This is a genomic window from Thiofaba sp. EF100 (assembly GCF_039822285.1).
Classification (GTDB): Bacteria; Pseudomonadota; Gammaproteobacteria; order Halothiobacillales; family Halothiobacillaceae; genus Thiofaba.
Window position 1 is genome coordinate 1 of record NZ_JBAJEY010000007.1, and the last position, 19,000, is coordinate 19,000.

Genomic DNA, 19,000 nt, shown 5'->3' on the forward strand with positions numbered 1-19,000 from the left:
CTCGCGCGAGAATCAATCACAATAAGTGATTGATTCTCGGAGCCCGTCGCGGGCGCGCACCGCGACGAGGCGAGTTTCAAAAGGGCAGGACAGCCCTTTTGAAACAGTCTGAAGAGCACGCATCTCGTGTCGGATGCGAAACAAAAGAACCCGGCACATGGCCGGGCTACGCGGAGGCATCGTACGGCTCAGGAGGAACCGTTCGCGGGTTTCCGCAGCGTGTTTTGCCACGGCGAGCCGGAGTGGGCCATGGACGGCCCATCTCCAGCATCACATCAGATCTCACCCTTGGAAGCGCGCTCCATCATTTCCCAGATGGTGTCGCGCACCGCCATGGCGGCTTCCTTCAGCTCCGGGTTGCCCTCGAGGGACTGGCCCATCTTGAGCATCATGTCCATGTTGAGGGTGTACAACCAGAGGCCGTCGGCCTTTTCGACCACCACGATGCGGCACGGCAGGTAGGCGGCCATGTGCGGTGCAAAGTTGGTCATCTTGCGCGCCGTTTCCGGGTTGCAGTAGGAGAACACCTTCAGCACGCCGGACTCGATGCCGCGCGCCTTCAGCTCCTCGGACAGCGGCAGCTCGCCCACGGCCTTGATGTTGCGTTCAGTGGCGACGGAGGCCAGCGCATCCTGGATATCGTTAAGGGTGACACCGTCCTTGACCTTGCGCTCCCAGGTCGTGGTGTAGGCGATCTCGCCCTTGCTCTCCACCCAGCGACCGAGCATGGTGGCGGTTTCTTCGGCAGCGCCCGGGGCCAGGTTCTTGGCGGCGGCCACCATCCCGGCGGCATCCTTGTTGATCCGCTCGACGATGGGCGCCATCTCCGGGCTCAGCATGCCTGGCATCAGCTGCATCATGCCGGGCATCTTGACCATGAAAAAGCCACCCGCGGCGATGGCGATGACGCCGATCAGGGCGAGAATGTTGCGAACCATGCAGGACTCCTCAATCTGTCTTTTTTTGAACCGCGGTAGCCTAGCGTATGCGTAGGAACAGCCCAATCAATAACTTTTTATGCCAAATACACAAAAGTAATTGTTAATGTTCTTAAACACATTCAAAGCATGGTTTTCATGCGTTCATCAGGTTGATTTTTAGATCAAGCGCCTTTATGAACAGAAAGTTAAATTAGCTTGTACTAATGATCCCGGGGCTTCTAGACTCCCCCCGCACGATTGCCTCCCCGCAGGGCAATCCATTCCCGAACAACAACGAGGATCACGCGCCCATGAAGCCCTTCGCCAAACTGCTGATCGCAGCGACCGCCGCCCTCTCCCTGAGTGGCTGCGGCTTCCTGTCCATCAAGGACAACCTTGATCCGCAGGCCATGGACACCTACATGGACCTGTACAACAACTTCGTCGAAAGCGGCGGAGACCTGGGAGCCGCGACCGTCTGGCGCGTCAAGGTCAACAAGGGCGTCAGCACCGATGACATCGGCGAGGCCTTCAAGTCCGCCGCGCTGGGCACCGGCCTGCTGAACGTGGGCGAGATGCCGCTCTCCAAGGAGATCGAGGCCCGCACCGGCCAGAAGCAGCGCTACCTGCACATCTACCAGTTCTGCAACCCGATCACTGCGCGTCAGGCCACCGATTTCAGCCCCTATTTCTCAGCCTACCTGCCCTGCCGCATCTCCGTGGTCGAGGATGAAAAGGGTGAGCTGTGGCTGTACAGCCTGAACATGGACATGTTCGTCCATGGCGGCAAGATGATGCCGGAGCCGTTCCGCACCGAGGCTATCAAGGTCCGCGACACCATCTGGAAGATGATGCAGGCCGGCGCCAAGGGCGAGTTCTGATCCTGACCTGACGTCAGCTCATCAGACTGCACGAACCCCGCCTCGGCGGGGCTTTTCGTTTGTAGGGTTCAGGCATTCAGGAAACGACTCATGAGGATGGCGTCCTCGCGGCCACCACTGGCCGGGTAGTAGCCCTTGCGTACACCGTCTTCAGTGAAGCCCTCGCTGCGGTAGAGGTGGAGCGCAGGAAGGTTGGAGGCGCGGACCTCGAGCAGCATGCGCTGCATGCCCAGTTCGCGACAGGCTGACATCACCCAGCGCAGCATCCCCCTCCCTACACCCTGCCCCTGCCAGTCCGGGGCGGTGCAGATGTTCAGCAGGTGGGCCTCATCGATGATGGGCTGGACAATGGCATAGGCCGCCACCCGACCGCCCCGCTCTCCCGCCACCCAGCCGTGATGACCAGCCTCGAAGCAGTCCAGCAGGACACCCTCGGGCCAGGGGAAGGGATAGGCCTGCCGTTCGATGGCAGCGATGGGGCCAATATCCGATGCACGCCAGGGGCGTATGCGCAGTGTTTCGAACGCGGAACTCACGGCAGGCGGGCCACCGCGTCCTTGAGGGCCTGCCACACCGGACGCTTGAGGGCAGGATCGGCGACCATGGCCGCAAGGCTCGGCAGCCCCGCCCCGTCCAGGCGCACGCTCACCCTGCCCTGCAGGGAGGAGTCCGCAAAGGCCGCAGTGGCCACCCGCAGGCCAGGCCGCAGGCCGCGCACCGCCTCAGCCATGCGCGCCAATAGTTCAACTTCCGCCGCCGTCGCGGCCTCGGCTTGCAACAGGATATCCACGACCTGCGGCTCTGATGGGGCCTGCGCAACCGTAACATCGCCGCCACAGGCGGCTCCCGCAGACGGATCAACCCGCGGCAGGCAGGGCGCCTCGCCGCGATCTTGCACGGGTCCGCCGGGAAAGGCGATGCCGGGCCGCACACGCCAGCGGGGAATGCCTAGCTCGGCCAGCACGGCCTCCCGCAAGAGGGACATCAGACGGCGCCCTCAAACATCCCCAAGCTGCGGATGCTGACGCTGTTCCGGCTGGCGCAGGCGGTTGAGGGCATTGAGGTAGGCCTTGGCGGAGGCGATGACGATGTCGGTGTCTGCGCCCTGGCCGTTGACGATGCGCCCGTCCTTCTCCACCCGCACCGTCACCTCACCCTGGGCATCGGTGCCGCTGGTGATGTTATTGACCGAGTAGAGGGTCAGGGCGCTTCCGCTCTGCACGATGGACTCGATGCCCTTGAACACCGCATCCACCGGCCCGCCGCCGACGCTTTCGGCATGGCGCTCCTCGCCATCCACGCTGAGCACCACCTGGGCGTGCGGGGTCTCGCCGGTCTCCGAGCAGACCTTGAGCGAGATCAACCGCAGGGTCTCGACCGCTTCCTCACCCACACCGGTCACCAACGCCTGCAGGTCCTCATCGTAGATTTCACGCTTCTTGTCCGCGAGTTCCTTGAAGCGGGCGAAGGCGGCATTGAGGGCCTCTTCACTCTCAAGCTCGACGCCAAGCTCCTGCAGGCGCGTGCGGAAGGCGTTGCGCCCGGAGAGCTTGCCGAGGGTGAGCTTGTTGGTGGTCCAGCCCACATCCTCGGCACGCATGATCTCGTAGGTCTCGCGGTGCTTGAGCACCCCATCCTGGTGGATGCCCGACTCGTGGGCGAAGGCGTTGGCGCCGACGATGGCCTTGTTCGGCTGCACCGGGTAGCCGGTGATGCTGGAGACGAGCTTGGAGGTGGGCACGAGTTGGGTGGTGTCGATCCCGGTCTCGATCTGGAAGGCGTCGCGGCGGGTGCGCACCGCCATCACCACTTCCTCGAGCGAGGCATTGCCCGCACGCTCGCCGAGGCCATTGATGGTGCACTCCACCTGGCGCGCGCCGGCCATGACCGCGGCCAGCGAGTTGGCCACCGCCATGCCCAGGTCGTTGTGGCAGTGGGTGGACCACACCACCTTGTCCGAATTTGGCACACGCTCGATCAGCTCGCGGAAGCGCGCGGCCCACTGATCGGGCAGGGCATAACCCACGGTGTCGGGGACGTTGATGGTCTTGGCCCCCGCCTGGATCACCGCGTCGAAGATGCGCACTAGGAAGTCCATCTCCGAGCGCACGGCGTCCTCGGCGGAGAACTCGACGTCGTCGGTGTATTCACGCGCAAGCCGGACCGCCCGCACCGCCGCCTCGACCACCTGGTCCGGGCTCATGCGCAGCTTCTTCTCCATGTGGATGGGGCTGGTGGCAATGAAGGTGTGGATGCGCCCGCGCGCCGCAGGGCGGATGGCCTCGCCGGCCGCACGGATGTCCTTCTCGCTCGCCCGCGCCAGCGAACAGACGGTGGACTCCTTGACCGTTTCGGCGATGGCCTTGATCGCCTCGAAGTCACCCGGACTCGCCGCCGCGAAGCCCGCCTCGATGACATCCACCCGCATGCGCTCGAGTGCACGGGCAATGCGGAGCTTCTCGTCGCGAGTCATGGACGCGCCGGGGCTCTGCTCGCCGTCGCGCAAGGTGGTGTCGAAAATGATGAGCTTGTTGTTACTCATGAACTTGATTCCTGCGATTTCACGGCCCCAGGCTTGTTCGCTCGCGCAACGTACCAAGGGTGCGCCGAGCCTCGGGGCGGGAGATTCTGAATTCGGTGGGTGCGTATTGGGCCTCGCCAGGCATGGAGATTCAGTTGCCGCGGCGCGGCAGCAGTCGCAGGCCTAGCAGAGAGGCCCGGGAGCGAAGGGCAGAGGCATGGCGGAGATGACCGTTCATGGTTTCGAATATAAAGGCAACCCAAGACCCACTTCAAGAGCGAGCAAGCCGCACCACGCGGCGGTACAACACATAGGCCGGCGCGGACAGCGCATAGACGAGGAAGATGCCCCACAAGGTGAGGGCAAAATCGCGCATGGCCAGGGCGAACACGATGAGTATGAGCGGCACGCTCAAATAGGACACCCGCCGCCGCAGGTCGAACCCCTTGAAGCTGGCGTACGGCAGGCTGCTGACCATCAACAACCCCGCCCCGACGGTCACAAGCCACACCCAGCCCGCATGGCTGGATGCCTCCCATGCGTTCTCGACCCCGACCCAGACCATGCCCATCACCAGCGCGGCCGCCGCAGGGCTAGCCAAGCCGATGAAGACACTCTTGTCGGTGGTATCAACCTGCACATTGAAGCGCGCCAGGCGCAGGGCCGCCCCGGCGACGTAGACGAAGGCCCCCACCCAGCCCCAGCGCCCCTCGATGCCTGAGAGCGCCCACAGGTAGACCACCACCGCCGGGGCAACGCCGAAGGCGATGACATCCGAGAGGCTGTCGTACTGCACGCCGAAGGCGCTCTGAGTATGGGTCAGACGCGCCACGCGCCCATCCAGCCCGTCGAACACCATGGCCAGGAAGACGGCCATGGCCGCCTGCTCAAACTTGCCGTGGGTCGCGGCGATGATGGCGTAGAAACCGGAGAACAGCGCCGCCGTGGTGATCAGGTTGGGCAGAAGGTAGATGGCCTTGCCACGTGGGCGCTCAAGGGGCTCGTGGACCATGTCAGGGTTGGAATCCATACGGTGCTTTAAGGGATAGGCATGGGCAGGAAGATGAGTTTAAGTCCTGATCCATCACTCGGCCACAAAAAAGGCCGCACGCTGGCGGCCTTGGGAGCGATCCGACCCTCGGTCAGTTCTTGGTCTGGTCGACGATCTTGTTTTTCTGGATCCAGGGCATCATCGCACGCAGCTTGGCGCCGGTCTGCTCGATGGCGTGCTCGGCGTTCTGGCGGCGGCGGGCGGTCATGGACGGATAGTTCAGACGGCCTTCCTGGATGAACATCTTGGCGTATTCACCGTTCTGGATGCGCTTGAGGGCATTGCGCATGGCGGCACGGGACTGCTCGTTGATGACCTCAGGGCCGGTCACGTACTCGCCATACTCCGCGTTGTTGGAGATGGAGTAGTTCATGTTGGCGATGCCGCCCTCGTACATCAGGTCGACAATCAGCTTCAGCTCGTGCAGGCACTCGAAATAGGCCATCTCGGCCGGGTAGCCCGCCTCGACCAGGGTCTCGAAGCCCATCTTCACCAGCTCCACCGCACCGCCGCAGAGCACGGCCTGCTCACCGAACAGGTCGGTCTCGGTCTCGTCCTTGAAGGTGGTCTCGATGATGCCGGTGCGGCCGCCGCCCACACCGGAGGCGTAGGACAGCGCGGTGGCCTTGGCGCGGCCGGAAGCGTCCTGATGGACGGCGATCAGGTCGGGGATGCCGCCGCCCTTGACGAATTCGGAGCGCACGGTGTGGCCCGGGGCCTTGGGTGCGACCATGATCACGTCGAGATCCTTACGCGGGACGATCTGGTTGTAGAGGATGTTGAAACCGTGGGCGAAGGCCAGGGTGGCGCCCTGCTTCAGGTTCGGCTCGATGTCATTGGCGTAGATGGCGGCCTGATGCTCGTCCGGGGCCAGCAGCATGACGAGATCCGCAGCGGCGACGGCCTCCGGAACACTCTTCACAGCCAAGCCCTCGTTCTGCGCCTTGACCGCAGAAGCAGAACCCGGGCGCAGACCGATGGTGACGGATACGCCGGAATCGCGCAGGTTCAGCGCGTGGGCATGCCCCTGGGAGCCGTAACCGATGATGGCGACCTTCATCCCCTGGATGATGGAGAGGTCACAGTCTTTGTCGTAATAAACCTGCATGGCGGAACTCCGTCGTAAATAGAAACAGTGTTGGTAGGGCGGCTTTAAGGCATGCGCCTTCAACCTCAATGATTCTGGAAGGTCAGTTCAGTTTGTCATGGACCTCATCCCCTCCCCCCTGGCGGGGGAGGGTTAGGGAGAGGGGGCTTGATCCGCAAGCGTTATCACCCTCTCCCCCATCCCCTCCCCCATCAAGGGGGAGGGGCTCCTGCCCTCACCTTCCAAAGCTTAAACGTGCATGCCGCGCGCGCCGCGGGACAGGCCCAGCGCGCCCGAGCGGGCCATTTCGATGACCGGGATGGTCCCGACCGCCTCGATGAAGGCATCCAGGCGGCTCCCCGGCCCGGTCAGCTGCACCACGTAGGTGGAATCGGTCACATCGACGATCTGGCCGCGGAAGATCTCGGTCAGGCGGAACACCTCCTCACGCTGGGGCCCGACAGCCTGGAGCTTGATCAGCATGAGCTCGCGCTCAATGTGCGGGGTTTCCTGGATGTCCTGCACCTTGACCACGTCGATGAGCTTGTTCAGCTGCTTGACGATTTGCTCGATGATCTGGTCATCGCCACGGGTGACGATGGTCATGCGCGAGAGGGTGGCGTCGTTGGTCGGCGCAACGGTCAGCGACTCGATGTTGTAACCGCGCGCGGAGAACAGGCCAGCGACACGGGAGAGCGCCCCGGCCTCGTTTTCCATCAGAAGCGAGATGATGTGACGCATGGCTTACACCAGGATCATTTCGTTGAGGCCGGCGCCGGCCGGGACCATGGGGTAGACGTTCTCGGTCGGATCGGTGCGGAAGTCCATGAACACCAGGCGATCCTTGAGCTTGAAGGCCTCCCGCAACGCCCCCTCCACGTCCGCCGGCTTGTCAATCAGCATGCCGACATGACCGTAGGCCTCGGCCAGCTTGACGAAGTCCGGCAGGGCCTCCATGTAGCTCATCGCATAGCGGCCGGAGTAGAAGAACTCCTGCCACTGACGGACCATACCGAGGTAGCGGTTGTTGAGGCTGATCACCTTGACCGGCAGGTGGTACTGCAGGGCAGTGGAGAGCTCCTGGATGTTCATCTGGATGCTGCCCTCGCCGGTCACGCAGGCGACCTCGGCCTCGGGATACGCCATCTTCACCCCGAGCGCCGCAGGCAGGCCGAAGCCCATGGTACCGAGGCCACCGGAGTTGATCCAGCGGTTCGGCTTGTCGAACTTGTAGTACTGCGCGGCCCACATCTGGTGCTGGCCCACGTCGGAGGTCACGTAGGCATCACCGCCGGTGACCTCCCACAGCTTCTCGACCACGTACTGCGGCTTGATGACCTCATCGCTCCACTGGTACTTCATGCAGTTGAGGCCGCGCCACTCCTCGATCTGCGCCCACCAGGCCGCCAGCGCCTCCTGATCCGGCGTGCGGCCTTCGTGCTCCATCAGGCGGATCATCTCGTTGAGCACGTCGCCCACCTGACCGACGATGGGCACATCCACCTTGACGTTCTTGGAGATCGATGCCGGATCGACGTCCACGTGGACGATCTTGGCGGTCGGGCAGAACTTGGCGAGGTTGCCGGTCACACGGTCATCGAAGCGCGCACCGATGGCGATCAGCACGTCGCAATGATGCATACCCATGTTCGCCTCGTAGGTACCGTGCATGCCGAGCATGCCGACGAACTGGCGATCGCTGGCTGGATAGGCGCCCAGGCCCATCAGGGTGTTGGTGATGGGGTAGTTCAGCTTGCGGGTGAAGCGGGTGAGCTGCTCGGAGGCATGGCCCAGCACCACCCCACCGCCGGTGTAGATCATCGGCCGCTTGGCGGAGAGGATCAGATCGACCGCCTTCTTGATCTGCCCGCCATGCCCCTTCACCGTGGGGTTGTAGGAGCGCAGGGACACCGACTTCGGGTATTCGAAGGGAATCTTGACCTTCGGATCGGTCACATCCTTGGGAATGTCGACCAGCACCGGGCCCGGGCGGCCGGTGGTGGCGATGTAGAAGGCCTTCTTGATGGTCGCGGCGAGGTCGCGCACATCCTTGACCAGGAAATTGTGCTTCACGCACGGACGGGTGATGCCGACGTTGTCGACTTCCTGAAAGGCGTCGTTGCCGATCAGACTGGTCGGCACCTGGCCGGTAAAGACCACCAGCGGAATGGAGTCCATATTCGCCGTCGCGATACCGGTGACGGCATTGGTTGCCCCAGGGCCCGAGGTCACCAGCACCACGCCCGGGCGACCGGTGGCACGCGCATAGCCATCGGCCATGTGGGTGGCACCCTGCTCGTGGCGCACCAGCACATGCTTGACCTGCTCCTGCTGGAACAGGGCGTCATAGATGTGCAATACCGCACCGCCAGGATAACCGAAGACGACATCGACGCCCTCTTCCTGCAGGCAGCGGACAAAGATCTCTGCGCCGGACAACAACTCCACGAATGGTGACTCCCCAAGTAAACGCGGACTCGAACAACGCCGCCAGGAGCGGCATTAGCAGGCCGTTGAAAAACGCTTTCAACAGCCTGTTAAGGCAAGCCATGGATGGCTTGCACGAAGATCAATCACAATAAGCGATTGATCTTCGGAGCCCGTCGCGGACATGTGCCGCGACGGGGCGAGTTGAAAAGGGCACGATGCCCTTTTTCAACATCCTGTTAGGATGCGCAGCGTTCCCCACGAGGCGGAGTCCATGGCCGGACCCCACCGCGGGAGAAGCCGCGCACAATTCGGATGCGAAAGAGACCGTATTGTACGCATCCTGCCTTGATCCGCCAGCCTTGGGGCTGGATGGTCTTTCAGAGGCGCCCCCGGGCCCGCGCCCACGCCCCGATCAGGACCCCGGCGCGCCCCAGCCTGCGGCCTGAGTCGGCTCCTCCACCTTGCCTCCCGATACCTTGCGCAAGGCCTGCAACACAGCGTCCGGGGATGACCTGAGTTTGAAGAAGCTCGGCCCCGAGCCCATCATCGACAGGTCAGGAAAGTACAGCGCCATGCGGTAACGCATGTGCAGGGCCTCGGCCTTGTTGCCACTGACCAGGATCTCGTAGGGCAGGTAGGCCGCCCGCTTGCGCGGCTCGACATCGATCATCCCCATCTGGAAGGCATCATCTCCGTACTTGTCGCCCCCGGCCGCCTCCGTACGCATGGCCACGCCAAACAGCACCTGCTGCTTGCCCGGGATATCCACCCGATACACCTTCTCCACCCCGCCCTTCCTGTCAGCCAGGTTGGCCTCGATCGACTTCACCGCCTCCTCGAAGCTGCCGAACTTGCCGAGATCGTAGGCATCGTCGAAGTACTCCATGCCCACGGCGTAGTTGTAATTGGCCAGATCCTTGGCGCTCATGCCATTCGCACCGAACGGCTCCTTGCAACCGATGGACTTCTCCAAGGCCTCGGCCGTCTTCGCCAATAAATCCTGCAGGCGGAAGGCGGCGGCCAGGTAGGCCGGGTTGGTGCAGGCCACCTGCACCGCCCCGCCCGTATCCGCCAGCGACACGCGCATGACGGCGCCATAGGCCCCGCGGTCGGTTTTCGCGGCGGTCTTCTTCAATGCGTCGCTGGTCAGCACGAGCACGCGCGTCTTGTCATACGGAGCGTAGTCCCCCACCACCGTGAAGCCGGACTCCTTGAGCTTTTTCTTGAGCTGGTCGCTCACCGTGCGGAAATCCTCCCGCTGGTCCGGCGCGGCCAGGAAGGGCTTGAGCAATTCTTCGGCGTGAGCACTGGCGGCCAGCACCATTCCCAGAGCACAGGCGGAAAAACTGGCTTTCAATGCAGGCATCAATTTCATCGATTTTCTCCAAGCAAAGAAAAAGGGCGACTTGCGCCGCCCTCGAGCTCGATTTCGTCAAGCGATCAATGCCGCTGGACGTGACATCAGAAGTGGTAGTTGTAGTTCACGCGCCAGACGGTCTGGCTGTGGGAGACCGACATGCCGGTATTCATCGGCCCGGTGCCGGCCTGCTCGACCTCCGGGGCGTACATGAAGGACGCCGCAAGGGAATGACCGCCGCCGATGTTCCAACCCACACCCACCGTGTAGTGCTTCTCGGTAATGGCGGGGAAGAGGTAGTTGACGGTGTCCGAAGGAATCGGGTTCTTGGCGTAGTTGAAGCCCGCGCGCAGGGCCACGCCCGGAGCCACCATGTACTGACCGCCGATCATGTAGACCGTCTGGTCGTCCCAGTTCTGGTCCATGGAACCGACCATGCCATCCGGACCGAAGTTGAAGGTCTTCATGGTCTTGGACCACATCAGGCGCTTGATGTCGGCCGCGAGCATGAATTTGTCGGTGACGTTCCAGGCCATGCCCACCGCATAGGTCTCCGGCCACTGGAAGTCGGCGACGCGATACGGAATGGAGGTCTGGCCATCGCAGCCCGGGATGCTCATGCTCAGACAGGTGCCATTGCCGGTCAGGTCGCTGATGTGCGTCTTGCTGTGGTAGGTGGCGCCCAGCGCGAAGGCCTTGTTGATCTTGTAGTGCGCGCCCAGCTTGAACGCGAAGCCGTCGCCCTTCATCCGCCCATTGAAATCACTGCTGTCGGACACATTGACGTAGGCCCCGGAGTTGGGGTCGAGCATTTGCAGGTCCAAGGTGGCGCGGACATAGTCGAGCTGGCCTGCAACGGCGAGCGAATCGTTGACCTGGTAAGCCAAGGGCAGCATCACGCGCATGAAGCCGAGTTCGGAGCGCTGCGGCTGATTGAGGGAAAACGCCCCCCCGCTCATCATGCTGGTCAGGGCCGCGGTCAGGCTGCCATCGTACTCGGTACCCATGCCACCTTGGGCCAGCACGCCGATGCCGTAGGCGAAGGGGCCCTGCTTGCGCACCAAAGAGAAGGAAGGCATGAGGTAGGAGTCACCGCCGGAGGCAAACCCCATGCCGCCAGGACCGCCCAGTCGGGTCTCGACATTGGGCTGCAGCAGGGTCAGCCCCACGCCGACATCCCAACCTTCCCTCTTCAGGGCCAGGGTGGCGGGGTTGTTCATCATGGCGGAGTTGCCCGAGTCGTAGGCCATGGAGGCACCACCCATGCCACCGGCCTTGGCGCCGAAGGCCTCCATGTTCATACCGTTGGTCGCATAAGCGGGGGCGGCCACAAGGGTGGCAACGGCGGTGGCGAGAATCGAACGCTTCAGCGTGGATGTCATGCCTTGCTCCTTAGTTGTTTACTTGGTTTGTCGCAGATGCACAGTTGACGGCCTCCGTTTGAGGCTGCGCGGAACCTTCGCAGGTGACACGGATACTTGTCAAAACCGTAAAACGCGCGCCAGGAGCATCAGAATTTATTGATATTCATCAAAAAGACATCAAGACCGGGCAAGGCGCGCCACCAAGCACAACACAAAAAGACACAACCCTTTGATTTTCAATGGATCAACGAGATCATCAGGCTATTCCATGCCACATTATCAAAGGTTATTAAAGAGAAAACAGAACCGATCCTGAGCGATTGAGCAAAAGACTCAGGAAAGACGCGCCCTGACACGCACCTTTCAAATTTTTGAATGACTGTATCAGGCCGGATTTCAGCCGAAGTTGAGCTGGATTTCGGCACCCGATGCGAAGGCAAGCCAGGTGGCCATGCCGGCCACGGTGGCTTCGGGCATGAGCTGCTCGCGAGTGAGCGCGCCCATGGAAAGCGAGGCGGAGCAGGCAATCATCTCCACCCCCTGCTCCAGGCAGGTGGCACGCAGTTCGACCAGATCGGGGACGGCGTCCGCCATGGGCCCCGGCACCTCGAGGCGCGGCGCCGGGCGCAACAACTCCAGCCCGCCGAAGGCGAAGAACAGCTTGCACTCGTAGTCCATGGCCGCGGCGGTTGCCGCCATCATCAGCGGCGCATAGGCAGATTCTGGCGTGGCCCGGGTGATGAGCAGGGCGAGACGTTTGCGGGACATGGGCAGACCTTGGAGATCGATGTTCACAGCCCTTCAGGCCGGAGAGAACGAAGGGGACAAGCTGCGTTCAGCCCACCCGCTTGCGTAGGTGGAGACGGATCACATCGCCCAAATATTCCACCTGATCGAGCCGGTGCCCCGTGGCCTCGGCATAGGCGGCGAAATCGCGGGGCGCTGCCTCGTCCGTGGCGAGCACGAGAAGGACCTGCCCCGCCCCCAGCCCCGCCAGGGCCTGCTTGGCCTTGAGCAGGGGCATGGGGCATGGCAGGCCGCGCGCGTCCAGCTCGGCATCAAAGGGGCGGTCCATCACAGCAGCGCGCTGTCGGCCTCGGGGGCAACGATGGGCAGTCGCTCCCCCGCCCAGGCCATGATGCCACCGGCCAGGTTGTAGGTATTCTCGATCCCCTGCCGCGCGAGGAAGGCGCAGGCCTGGGCGGAACGCGCGCCGCTCTGGCAATAGACGACGATCTTGTCCTGCCCCTTGAGCTTGTCGACGTTCAGTGGCAGAAGATGAAGCGGGAGAAGCTTGGCTCCCGGGATGATGCCGTAGGCGGTCTCGCCCGGGGTGCGAACGTCCAGCAGCAGGAATTTTTCCCCCGCAAGCCAGGTCGAAAGTTCGCGCGCATCCACATGCTCGATGGAAAACATTTTGAAAGTGCCTCGATTGAAAAATTCTTTGCATCGCCCGCTCGCGGGCAGCCTTGCCGGCGCACTGGCCGGGATGCTCATCATGGCTGCCCAGCCAGCCCTCGCCGGCCCGTACGACAACCTGCCCGACATGGGCGAGGCCATCGACCGCGATATCAGCCTGGCAGAAGAGCTAGCCATGGGCGACGGCTTCATGCAAGCCCTCAAGCGCAAGGCGACCTTCATCACCCATCCCCTGCTCAACCACTACGTCCAGTCACTCGGCGAACGCCTGGCCGCGGCGAGCGCCTGGAATGCCTACCCGTTCCATTTCACCATCATCCAGGATGACACGATCAACGCCTTCGCCGCTCCCGGGGGGCACATCAGCCTTTTTTCCGGCCTGATCCTGCACACCGACAACGAGAACGAGCTGGCCGGGGTCATGGCGCACGAGATGGCGCACGTCACCCAACGCCACGTGGCACGCATGATCGCAGGCGGGGCCAGCATGAACCTGACCGCGCTCGCGGCACTCGCCGCGGCCATCCTGGTGGGCGGCTCGAACCCCCAGGCCGCTGCCGCCGCCGTCAACCTGGGCATGGCCGGCGCGATCCAGCAGCAGATCAATTTCACCCGCGACCACGAGTACGAGGCCGACCGCATCGGCATCCAGATCCTTTCCGGCGCGGGCTTCGACCCACAGGGCATGGTCAGTTTCTTCGAGAAGCTCGCCCGCCAGGAGGGCGACGGATTCTACGTGCATAACGAGCTGTTGCGTACCCACCCCGTCACCACCAACCGCATCGCCGAGGCCGCCAGTCGCGCCCGCGCTGCCCGTCCCAGCAAGGTTTTCAACCAGCCGGACTATGCCTATGCCAAGGCCACCCTGGCTGCCCTGCTCGACCCCCGCCCCCTGACCTCGGCCGGGCGGCTGAGCAAGGCGGCGGGGGACGATGTGGAGCGCTACCAGCGCGCCCTGCTCCTGAACCGAGCCGGACGCCCGCAAGAGGCCCTGCCGATCCTGCTCGAGCTGTATGGCAAGGCAGCGGACAACCTCTGGATCGGCACCCTGCTCGCAGAAACCCGCCGCCAGCTGAACCAGGATGACCAGGCCATCGAGGTACTCCGCGCGCAACTTGACCTGTTTCCCGGCCACCCCTTGCTAACCATGCAACTGGGCCAGCTGTGGATGGCGAAGGATCCGGAACGCGCCTACAGCCTGCTGCGCCAGGCTCTGCGCGACAACCCAAGCCACACCGGCCTGCTGCAGGCCTTCGCCGACGCGGCCCTGCGCGCAGGCCGTCGCGCCGAACACCATGAGGCCATGGGCCTGTTCTTCATCCAAGAGCGGCGCCTGCCCGAGGCCCGCGCGGAGTTGGAAACGGCACGCGCCCTAAGCCAGGGAGATGCCATCTCGCGCCAGCGGCTGGATGCCCTGATCGAGCGGGTGGAGACCGAAATCATCGAGGCACGCCGCCGCAAGGATCAGCACTCGTGACACCGCGCCAGGGCGCATCGCGCCTGACCATACGGGGATAAAATATTTTTCCTTGCCTCACCATGAGGTCGGTTTATCCTGCAACTGCTTGAGGAAAGCAGTTTAAAGAGCGCCCTCCGCGGCCCGAGTGATGCGTGGAACGGGAGAAGGCGCCAACCCACCACCCCCAAAGGAGGAAGCCATGCGGAAAATCGACCGCATCCTGGCGGCCAGCGTATCCGCCGCTGCGCTGATGGGCGCCCTTGCCCTGGCCACCCCGGCCATGGCGGACGAGAAGAAAGAACCCAAGAAGGAAATGACTGGCAAGGAGATTGCTTTCGATCGCGGCCTGGGCAACTGCCTGGCCTGCCACATGATCATGGGCGGTGACCAGCCCGGCACCATTGGCCCCCCGCTGATCGCCATGAAGCAGCGTTATCCGGACCGCAAGGCCCTGTACGACGTCATCTACGACCCGCGTACCAAGTTCGGCCCGCACACCATCATGCCGCCGATCGGTGCCTACGGCATCCTGAGCAAGGATGAGCTGGAGAAGGTCGTGGACTTCATCCACAGCCTGTAAGAGACGCGGAGAGGACCAAGACGATGAAAACCCTGCTTAAGATCACTGCCGCCGCCCTCGCCCTCGGCCTGACCGCCCCCGCGCTGCACGCCGCCGACGCGGCCGCCTCCGCAGAGGCCCAGGCCAAGGAGTTCCGCGACTTCTTCTACAAGCGCTTCCCGGACATCAAGCCTGCGGACTACATCTATGGCGTCTACGCGCTCAACGCGGATGCCCGCGCCCAATTCGAGGCCATGAACGAGTTCCCGCCGTATGAGGGAGCCATCAAAGAAGGCCAGGCGTTCTACAGCAAGCCGCTGGCAAACGGCAAATCTCTCAAGGACTGTCTCGGCGACGCCAAGGGCCTGCGCGCCAAGTATCCGTTCTTCGACACCGAGACCGGCAAGGTGCGCAACCTCGAGGCCGACCTGATCCAGTGTGCCCAGGCCTACGGCGAGACCAAGTTCGACGACAAGAGCAAGGAACTGAAGGCTGTATCCGCTTATCTTGCCAGTGAATCCCGCGGCATGAAGGTGAACGTCACCATTCCGAACGACAAGGCCCTGGCCGCGTTCGAGGATGGCAAGCGCCACTGGTATCGCAAGACCGGTCAGCTGAACCTCTCCTGCGCCGACTGCCACCAGTATCATTCCGGCCAAAACGCCCGCTCCGAGACCCTCAGCCCAGGCATCGGCAAGACCGCGCACTTTCCGGTCTGGCGTCTCAAGGATGATGGCATCGTGACCCTGAACGACCGCTTCTTCGGCTGCGTGCGCGACACCCGCGCCAAACCCTACAAGCGCTATGGCGACGAGTATCGCAACCTGGAGTATTTCCTCGCCTACATCGACAACGGCCTGGAAATCACCGGCCCGGCGGTGCGCAAGTAAGTGCCCTGCCCCCGACCCGAACCGGCCTTCACGGCCGGTTTTTTTTCGCCTGCCATTACGACCTCTTATCCGCGCAGGATTTTTTTTAGAGGCGCGGAGAGGCCCGCTCTTATATGATCAGCGGCCAATGTCCGCCCTGACCCCGGTCTGGCAGGCATCCAGTTTTTGATGCGCTCACTTGAGCTGTGAACATACGGAGACATCCACGATGAACCTTTCCCGCCGCGAGTTCATGCAAATGCTCGCCGTGGCTAGCGCCGCCGGCATCAACCTCGGCACCGCGCAGGCCGAGACCGGTACCCAGAAAGTCGCGTCCAGCGTGAAGTCCAACATGGCTTCCGCCGACATGTATGAAGTGCCCAAGTTCGGCAACGTGCACATCCTGCACATGACCGACTGCCACGCTCAGCTGCGCCCGGTCTACTTCCGCGAGCCGTCCGTGAACCTCGGCGTACGCGACATGAAGGGCAATGTTCCGCACCTCGTGGGCGAGAAGTTCCTCAAACACTTCGGTCTGAAGGCGAACACCCCGGAGGCCCATGCCTTCACCTACCTGAACTTCGCCGAGGCGGCCGAGAAGTACGGCAAGGTCGGCGGCTTCGCCCACCTGGCCACCCTGGTCAAGAAGCTCAAGGCCTCCCGTCCGGGCGCCATCCTGCTGGACGGCGGTGACAACTGGCAAGGCACCGGCCTGGCCCTGTGGACCAACGCCCAGTGCATGATCGACGCCTCCAAGAAGCTCGGCGTGGATGTCATGACCTCCCACTGGGAGGCCACCTATGGCAAGGAGCGCATGGTCGAGGGCATCAAGCAGCTCGAGGCTGCGGGCATGGACTTCGTCGCCCAGAACGTGTTCGAGACCGAGTTCAACGAGCGCGTCTTCAAGCCCTATGTCATCCGTGAGATGAACGGGGTCAAGGTCGCCATCATCGGCCAGGCCTTCCCGTACACCCCGATCGCCAACCCGGCCTGGATGACCGAAGGCTGGTCCTTCGGCATCAAGGACGCCGAGATGCAGGAGACCGTCGACAAGGCCCGCGCCGAAGGCGCCCAGGCCGTGATCGTGCTGTCCCACAACGGCATGGACGTGGACCTGAAGATGGCCAGCAAGGTGCGCGGCATCGACGCCATCATGGGCGGCCACACCCACGACGCCGTCCCCTACCCGACCCTGGTGAAGAACGGCGGCGGCCAGACCCTGGTCTGCAACGCCGGCTCCAACAGCAAGTTCCTCGGCGTGCTGGACCTGGACGTCAAGGGCAACAAGGTCGCTGGCTTCCAGTATCGCCTGCTGCCGGTGTTCTCGAACTTCATCGAGGCCGACAAGGAGATGCAGGAACTGATCGACAAGATGCACAAGCAGACGATCAAGTTCCAGGGCAAGGAATTCGTCGCCGAAGAGCGCCTGAACAAGGTGCTGGCCAAGAACGACGTCACCCTCTACCGCCGCGGCAACTTCTCCGGCACCTGGGACCAGCTGATCGTCGATGGCCTGATGGAAGTCATGGGCGCCGAAATCGCCTTCTCCCCCGGCGTGCGTTGGGGCACCTCCCTGGTTCCGGGCGCAGACGTCACCTATGAAGACATGATGACCCAGTGCGCCCTGACCTACCCGAACGTCACCGTGAACGAGTTCACCGGCGAGCGCATCAAGGAAATCCTGGAAGATGTGTGCGACAACATCTTCAACCCGGATCCGTACTACCAGCAGGGCGGCGACATGGTTCGCGTCGGCGGTCTGAAGTACGCCGTAGCGCCGAATGGTGACTCCGGCAAGCGCATCAGCCAGCTGACCCTCAACGGCAAGCCGCTCGATCCGAAAAAGACCTACAAGGTTGCGGGCTGGGCCTCCGTCGCCAAGCCGGGCGAGATCCCGGGCGACACCGGCAAGATGATCTGGGACGTGCTGGAGCAGTACCTGACCTCCAAGAAGCACATCACCAAGGTCGAGGTCAACTCGCCGAAGCTGGTCGGCATGGAAGGCAACCCCGGCGTGGCTCCGGGCTACCCCAACGCCTGACGCTCCCGCATCGCGCCTCCAAAAACGAAGCCCCGCCAAGCGGGGCTTCTTATTTTCATACCCTCAGCGGCGGCCATTCATTTTTTCTGATCCTTGAGGTTGCCGATCACGGCACCCGCCGCACCGCCCACCACCGCCCCCGTAACCGGGTTGCCTCCGGAGATGGCACTCACCCCCGCCCCTGCGGCGGCACCGATGGCACCACCGCTGAGCGTCGATTGTTGACGCGGGGTCATATTGGAACAACCGGCGAGAAGCACCACCGCCAGCGGCCAGCCTATCCAAGCACTCATGAATCGCTTCATCTTCACGTCCTCCCCTTGCTGTATAAGGGATTCGAGTATTTGGATCGACTCAAGCGCTTGTCAAGCAGCACACGGCTCATCGACCACCAACGACATCGGAGACCGAGTGGGGCACCAGACGGGAGCCTTTGCGCTCACCGGCCGCCGGGGATGCAGACTCGGGCACGATGGGCAAACCATCGAGCAAGGCCGCCAGCGGTTGCACCTCGGTTTCCTTGAACATAAGCAGCTCCTTGACCTTCCCTTCCTCCAGAAGGATCACCGTGACACTGTCTTCGGCGCGGGGCAGCATGGCCGTTTGCCCCTCTTCGCTGGCTACGGCCATACGGTAAGGGTATTCACGCATCCTTGGTAAGGCGATCATGCTGGTGACCAAACCGGGCATGCGGCTGATGTCGGCGATGTAAACGAGCTTGCGCTGCGGCATGAACTCGGCCGGGCGCTCTTTGAGCAGGCCATTGAGCATGTCACCCGCCGTCTTGTCGGCCGTGAACAAGACGGCGCGCGTATCCAGCCCCAGCGACAGGGGCCTGTCATGCTGGTCGTTGAGTTTGAACCCCGGCAAAGGGTCCCCCACCTTGATGGTCTTGACCGCCTCGTCGGCCATGGCCAGGGCAGGCAAAAGGATCAGGGCAGCGAGCATGCGGCGCATCATCATCTCCCGATGAATGGAAAGAAAACCTGTTTATAGGCCCATTTGATTAAATAAAAAACCCCGCCGCGGCGGGGTTGGATCT

At 63.0% G+C, this 19,000-nt stretch carries 20 protein-coding genes; 5 read left to right on the plus strand and 15 right to left on the minus strand.

Annotation, left to right across the window (positions count from 1 at the left end):
- Positions 1–275 precede the first annotated feature (275 nt).
- A complete protein-coding gene (locus V6D91_RS10820) occupies positions 276–938 on the minus strand; it encodes a DUF302 domain-containing protein (RefSeq protein WP_347320405.1) in 663 nt (220 codons plus the stop codon).
- A gap of 293 nt (positions 939–1,231) precedes the next feature.
- Between V6D91_RS10820 and V6D91_RS10825 the strand changes: the two genes are divergently transcribed.
- The gene (locus V6D91_RS10825; protein WP_347320407.1) at positions 1,232–1,801 is read left to right on the plus strand and encodes a DUF302 domain-containing protein; all 570 of its coding nucleotides are present in this window, start codon (positions 1,232–1,234) and stop codon (positions 1,799–1,801) included.
- Between the two features lie 68 nt (positions 1,802–1,869).
- On the opposite strand, the gene rimI is transcribed toward V6D91_RS10825, so the two are convergent.
- From rimI to V6D91_RS10885, 12 genes are all read right to left on the minus strand, one after another.
- Entirely contained in the window at positions 1,870–2,337 is a 468-nt protein-coding gene (rimI, locus tag V6D91_RS10830) for a ribosomal protein S18-alanine N-acetyltransferase (RefSeq protein WP_347320409.1), read from the minus strand.
- Positions 2,334–2,786 (minus strand): hypothetical protein, encoded by a 453-nt coding sequence (locus tag V6D91_RS10835; protein WP_347320411.1) that lies wholly within the window; start codon positions 2,784–2,786, stop codon positions 2,334–2,336. The genes rimI and V6D91_RS10835 overlap by 4 nt, the downstream gene beginning before the upstream one ends.
- A gap of 12 nt (positions 2,787–2,798) precedes the next feature.
- The gene (locus V6D91_RS10840; RefSeq protein ID WP_347320413.1) at positions 2,799–4,343 is read right to left on the minus strand and encodes a 2-isopropylmalate synthase; all 1,545 of its coding nucleotides are present in this window, start codon (positions 4,341–4,343) and stop codon (positions 2,799–2,801) included.
- A 250-nt stretch (positions 4,344–4,593) separates the two neighbouring features.
- Positions 4,594–5,334: a CDP-diacylglycerol--serine O-phosphatidyltransferase gene (pssA, locus tag V6D91_RS10845; protein ID WP_347320415.1), complete on the minus strand. Its 741-nt coding sequence runs from the start codon at positions 5,332–5,334 to the stop codon at positions 4,594–4,596.
- A 130-nt stretch (positions 5,335–5,464) separates the two neighbouring features.
- Positions 5,465–6,481: a ketol-acid reductoisomerase gene (gene ilvC / locus V6D91_RS10850; RefSeq protein ID WP_347320417.1), complete on the minus strand. Its 1,017-nt coding sequence runs from the start codon at positions 6,479–6,481 to the stop codon at positions 5,465–5,467.
- A 228-nt stretch (positions 6,482–6,709) separates the two neighbouring features.
- On the minus strand, positions 6,710–7,201 hold the full coding sequence (ilvN, locus tag V6D91_RS10855; RefSeq protein WP_347320419.1) for an acetolactate synthase small subunit: 492 nt from the start codon (positions 7,199–7,201) through the stop codon (positions 6,710–6,712).
- Between the two features lie 3 nt (positions 7,202–7,204).
- On the minus strand, positions 7,205–8,908 hold the full coding sequence (locus V6D91_RS10860) for an acetolactate synthase 3 large subunit (protein ID WP_347320421.1): 1,704 nt from the start codon (positions 8,906–8,908) through the stop codon (positions 7,205–7,207).
- A gap of 394 nt (positions 8,909–9,302) precedes the next feature.
- Positions 9,303–10,256 carry a hypothetical protein gene (locus V6D91_RS10865; RefSeq protein ID WP_347320423.1) on the minus strand — a complete coding sequence of 318 codons (954 nt, stop codon included), beginning with the start codon at positions 10,254–10,256 and terminating at the stop codon, positions 9,303–9,305.
- Between the two features lie 95 nt (positions 10,257–10,351).
- The gene (locus V6D91_RS10870; RefSeq protein ID WP_347320425.1) at positions 10,352–11,629 is read right to left on the minus strand and encodes an outer membrane protein transport protein; all 1,278 of its coding nucleotides are present in this window, start codon (positions 11,627–11,629) and stop codon (positions 10,352–10,354) included.
- 378 nt (positions 11,630–12,007) lie between these two features.
- Positions 12,008–12,379, minus strand: a complete 372-nt coding sequence (locus V6D91_RS10875; protein ID WP_347320427.1) for a DsrE/DsrF/DrsH-like family protein — start codon at positions 12,377–12,379, stop codon at positions 12,008–12,010.
- A gap of 67 nt (positions 12,380–12,446) precedes the next feature.
- Positions 12,447–12,686, minus strand: coding sequence for a sulfurtransferase TusA family protein (locus V6D91_RS10880; RefSeq protein ID WP_347320429.1), 240 nt, complete (start codon positions 12,684–12,686; stop codon positions 12,447–12,449).
- Entirely contained in the window at positions 12,686–13,027 is a 342-nt protein-coding gene (locus V6D91_RS10885; protein WP_347320431.1) for a rhodanese-like domain-containing protein, read from the minus strand. The genes V6D91_RS10880 and V6D91_RS10885 overlap by 1 nt, the downstream gene beginning before the upstream one ends.
- A 28-nt stretch (positions 13,028–13,055) precedes the next feature.
- Between V6D91_RS10885 and V6D91_RS10890 the strand changes: the two genes are divergently transcribed.
- From V6D91_RS10890 to soxB, 4 genes are all read left to right on the plus strand, one after another.
- Positions 13,056–14,507 carry a M48 family metalloprotease gene (locus tag V6D91_RS10890; RefSeq protein WP_347320433.1) on the plus strand — a complete coding sequence of 484 codons (1,452 nt, stop codon included), beginning with the start codon at positions 13,056–13,058 and terminating at the stop codon, positions 14,505–14,507.
- Positions 14,508–14,688: 181 nt separating this feature from the next.
- Positions 14,689–15,069: a sulfur oxidation c-type cytochrome SoxX gene (soxX, locus tag V6D91_RS10895; RefSeq protein WP_347320435.1), complete on the plus strand. Its 381-nt coding sequence runs from the start codon at positions 14,689–14,691 to the stop codon at positions 15,067–15,069.
- Between the two features lie 23 nt (positions 15,070–15,092).
- On the plus strand, positions 15,093–15,938 hold the full coding sequence (gene soxA, locus V6D91_RS10900) for a sulfur oxidation c-type cytochrome SoxA (RefSeq protein WP_347320437.1): 846 nt from the start codon (positions 15,093–15,095) through the stop codon (positions 15,936–15,938).
- A 208-nt stretch (positions 15,939–16,146) separates the two neighbouring features.
- Positions 16,147–17,958: a thiosulfohydrolase SoxB gene (gene soxB, locus V6D91_RS10905; protein WP_347320439.1), complete on the plus strand. Its 1,812-nt coding sequence runs from the start codon at positions 16,147–16,149 to the stop codon at positions 17,956–17,958.
- Between the two features lie 77 nt (positions 17,959–18,035).
- Here the strand turns inward: soxB and V6D91_RS10910 are convergent, their stop codons facing one another.
- Positions 18,036–18,251 carry a YMGG-like glycine zipper-containing protein gene (locus tag V6D91_RS10910; RefSeq protein ID WP_347320441.1) on the minus strand — a complete coding sequence of 72 codons (216 nt, stop codon included), beginning with the start codon at positions 18,249–18,251 and terminating at the stop codon, positions 18,036–18,038.
- An 88-nt stretch (positions 18,252–18,339) separates the two neighbouring features.
- A complete protein-coding gene (locus V6D91_RS10915; protein WP_347320443.1) occupies positions 18,340–18,906 on the minus strand; it encodes a hypothetical protein in 567 nt (188 codons plus the stop codon).
- Between the last annotated feature and the right edge of the window lie 94 nt (positions 18,907–19,000).